This is a genomic window from Kitasatospora sp. NPDC001175, from assembly GCF_053598215.1.
The window spans coordinates 1-3,727 of sequence record NZ_JBSFJU010000175.1; the positions used below are offsets into that span (position 1 = coordinate 1).

The 3,727-nt window shown below is 73.3% G+C and carries 1 protein-coding gene; it reads left to right on the forward strand.

All coding sequences use genetic code 11. The annotated features are described in order from the left end of the window. On the forward strand, positions 1-3,727 hold a 3,727-nt coding region (locus ACWDAK_RS40795), incomplete at both ends, for an SDR family NAD(P)-dependent oxidoreductase (RefSeq protein WP_449806584.1).

Here is a 3,727-nt window from a genome sequence, read left to right on the forward strand (position 1 = left end):
GCTCAGGTGGAGTCGATCCGTACCGAGCTGCTGGACGTGCTGCGTGAGGTGACTCCGCGGGCGGGTCGGGTGCCGCTGCTGTCCACGGTGACCGGTGAGTTGGTCGACGGCTCGGGTATGGACGCCGGGTACTGGTACACCAACCTGCGCGCCACCGTCCGATTCGCCGAGGCCACGGCGGAGTTGGCGACGAACCACGGCATCGGCACCTTCGTCGAGGTCAGCGCACACCCCGTTCTGGTGACCGGAGTCCAGGAGACCGTGGAGGCGGCCGGACGCGAGGCCGTGACCGTGGGGACGCTGCGCCGCAACGAGGGCGGTGCCCGTCGGCTGCTGGCCTCGTTCGCCGAGGCATGGGTGCGCGGGGTCGCGGTGGACTGGCAGGCGGCCGTCTTCGCCGGTACCGGCACGCCGCTCGTGGACCTGCCCACCTACGCCTTCCAACGCCGCCGTTACTGGCTGGATGCGCCGGCCGCGCCCGCCGCCGAGCGTGACGCGTCGCTGGACCCGGTGGAGGCGGAGTTCTGGGCCGCCGTGGAGAGCGAGGACCTGGCGTCCCTCACGGAGTCGTTGGAGCTGGCCGACGACGCGCCGCTGAGCGCCGTACTGCCCGCGCTGTCCTCGTGGCGGCGGCAGCGCCGTGAGCAGTACACCGTGGACGGCTGGCGCTACCGGATCACCTGGCAGCCAATGGCCGACCTCCCCGCCCCCGTACTCTCGGGCACCTGGCTGCTGGTGGCGCCGGCTGAGGAAACCCCCTGGGCGGCGGCCGCCACCGAGGCCCTGGCCCGGCACGGCGCGGAGGTCCGCCGGCTGTCGGTCGACGCCGCGGACCTGGACCGGGAGGCGCTGTCCGAGCGGCTGCGGACCGACCTGACCGAGGCGCCCGCCGGAGTCCTCTCGCTGCTCGGACTCGTCGAGCGGCGTTGTGCCGACCACCCGGCCGTGCCCTTCGGCATGGCGGGATCGGTGCTGCTGTTCCAGTCGCTGGCCGATGCCGGATTCGAGACCCCGGTGTGGACCGCCACCAGCGGTGCCGTGGCGGTGAACCGCGCCGAGCGCCTGTCGAGCCCCGCACAGTCGCTGGTCTGGGGCCTGGGTCGGGTCGCCGCGCTGGAGGACGCGCAGCGCTGGGGCGGACTGGTGGACCTCCCCGGGCAGGTGGACGAGCGCGGCCTGGACCGGCTGGTCCGCGTGCTCGCCGGAACCGGCGGCGAGGACCAGCTCGCGGTGCGCCCGTCCGGGGTCTTCGCCCGGCGGCTGGTGCACGCGCCTTCCGGCCCCGCTCCGACGGAGAGTTGGCGTCCGAGTGGTACCGTCCTGGTCACCGGCGGTACCGGCGCCCTGGGTGCCCATGTGGCCCGTTGGCTCGCCCGCAGTGGTGCCGAGCACCTGCTGCTCACCAGCCGCCGCGGCCCGGACGCCGAAGGCGCGGACGAACTGCGCGAGGAGCTGACCGCCCTCGGCGCGACCGTCACCATCGTCTCCTGCGACGTGTCGGACCGCGAGGCGCTCGCCGGACTGCTCGCCGGGATCCCGGCGGACCGGCCGCTGACCGCGGTGATGCACACCGCCGCGGTGCTGGACGACGCGGTGATCCAGGCCCTGACGGCCGACCAGCTTGAGCGGGTGCTGCGGGTCAAGGTCGACTCCGCCCTGCACCTTCACGAACTGACGATGCATCAGAAGCTCGACGCGTTCGTGCTCTTCTCCTCCTTCGCGGCCACCTTCGGGGCTCCCGGGCAGGGCAACTACGCGCCCGGCAACGCCTTCCTGGACGCCCTCGCCGAGCAGCGCCGGGCCGACGGCCTGCCCGCCACTTCGGTGGCCTGGGGTCCGTGGGGCGAGGGCGGGATGGCCGAGGGCGGCGTCGGTGACCGGATGCGCCGGCACGGCATCCTGGAGATGTCGCCGGACCTGGCGGTGGCCGCGCTGCAGCAGGCGCTGGACCAGGGTGAGGCGGCACTGACCGTCACCGACATCGACTGGCAGCGCTTCGCGCTCGCCTTCACCTCTGGCCGGACCCGGCCGCTGCTCTTCGAAATCCCGGAAGCAGTACGGGCGTTGGAGTCCACCGGCGGTGGGGTGGAGAACCAGGAGGCGGCCGGCGGCGCGCTCGCCGTCCGGCTCGCGGGTGCCTCGCCCGCCGAGCGGGAGCGGATCCTGCTCGACCTGGTCACCTCGCACGTCGCGGCCGCGCTCGGCTACCCGGGCCCGGAGGCGGTGGACACCGGCCGGGCGTTCAAGGAGCTCGGCTTCGACTCGCTGACCGCCGTGGAACTGCGCAACCGGCTCGGTGCCGCCGCAGGGATCAAGCTCCCGGCCACCCTGATCTACGACCACCCCAACACTCTGGCGCTGGTCCGCCACCTGGACGAGGAACTGTCGGGCGCCGTGACGGGCCTCGCCGCTCCGGTCGTGGTGCGCGCCGCCGCCGACGAGCCGATCGCGATCGTCGGTATGAGCTGCCGCTTCCCGGGCGGGGTGCAGAGCCCCGAGGACCTGTGGCAGCTGCTGCTCGCCGGCGGTGACGCCCTGTCGGAGTTCCCCGCCGACCGTGGCTGGGACCTGGAGACGGTCTTCAACGCCGACCCCGACCACCAGGGCACCTCGTACATCCGCGAGGGCGGCTTCCTGCACGACGCCAGCCGGTTCGACGCGGCCTTCTTCGGCATCTCACCGCGTGAGGCGCTGGCGATGGACCCGCAGCAGCGGCTGCTGCTGGAGACCTCGTGGGAGGCGTTCGAGCGGGCGGGCATCGACCCCACCACGCTGCGCGGCAGCCGGACCGGTGTCTTCGCGGGCACCAACGGCCAGGACTACCTGGGCCTGCTGGCGTCGGCCGCCCACTCGGCCGAGGGGCATGTCGCCACCGGTACGGCGGCCAGCGTGGTCTCGGGCCGGGTGTCGTACCTCTTCGGCCTCGAGGGCCCGGCGATGACCGTGGACACCGCCTGCTCGGCCTCGTTGGTCGCCCTGCACCTGGCCGTGCAGTCGCTGAGGGGCGGCGAGTGCGACCTGGCGCTGGCCGGCGGTGTGACGGTGATGTCCACACCGGGGACGTTCATCGAGTTCAGCCGGCAGCAGGGCCTGGCGTCCGACGGCCGCTGCAAGCCGTTCTCGGCCGCGGCCGACGGATTCACCCCCTCCGAGGGCGTCGGGATGCTGCTGGTCGAGCGGTTGTCGGACGCGCGGCGCAACGGGCATCCGGTGCTGGCGGTGGTGCGTGGTTCGGCGATCAACCAGGACGGTGCGTCCAACGGTCTGACGGCGCCGAACGGTCCGTCGCAGCAGCGGGTGATCCGGCAGGCGCTCGCAGATGCCGGACTGTCCGCCGAGCAGGTGGACGCGGTGGAGGCGCACGGCACGGGCACCAAGCTGGGTGACCCGATCGAGGCGCAGGCGCTGATCGCCACCTACGGCCAGGGCCGGCCCGAGGGCCGTCCGCTGCTGCTCGGCTCGGTGAAGTCCAACATCGGGCACGCGCAGGCGGCAGCCGGACTCGCCGGTGTGATCAAGATGGTCGAGGCGCTGCGGCACGGTGTGCTGCCGGAGAGCATCCACCTCGACGAGCCCTCGCCGCACGTGGACTGGTCGGCTGGTTCGGTGGAGCTGCTGACCGAGGCGCGGCGGTGGCCGGTGACGGGTGAGCCGCGTCGGGCGGGTGTGTCGTCGTTCGGGTTCAGTGGGACGAACGCGCATGTGATCGTCGAGCAGGCGCCGGAGG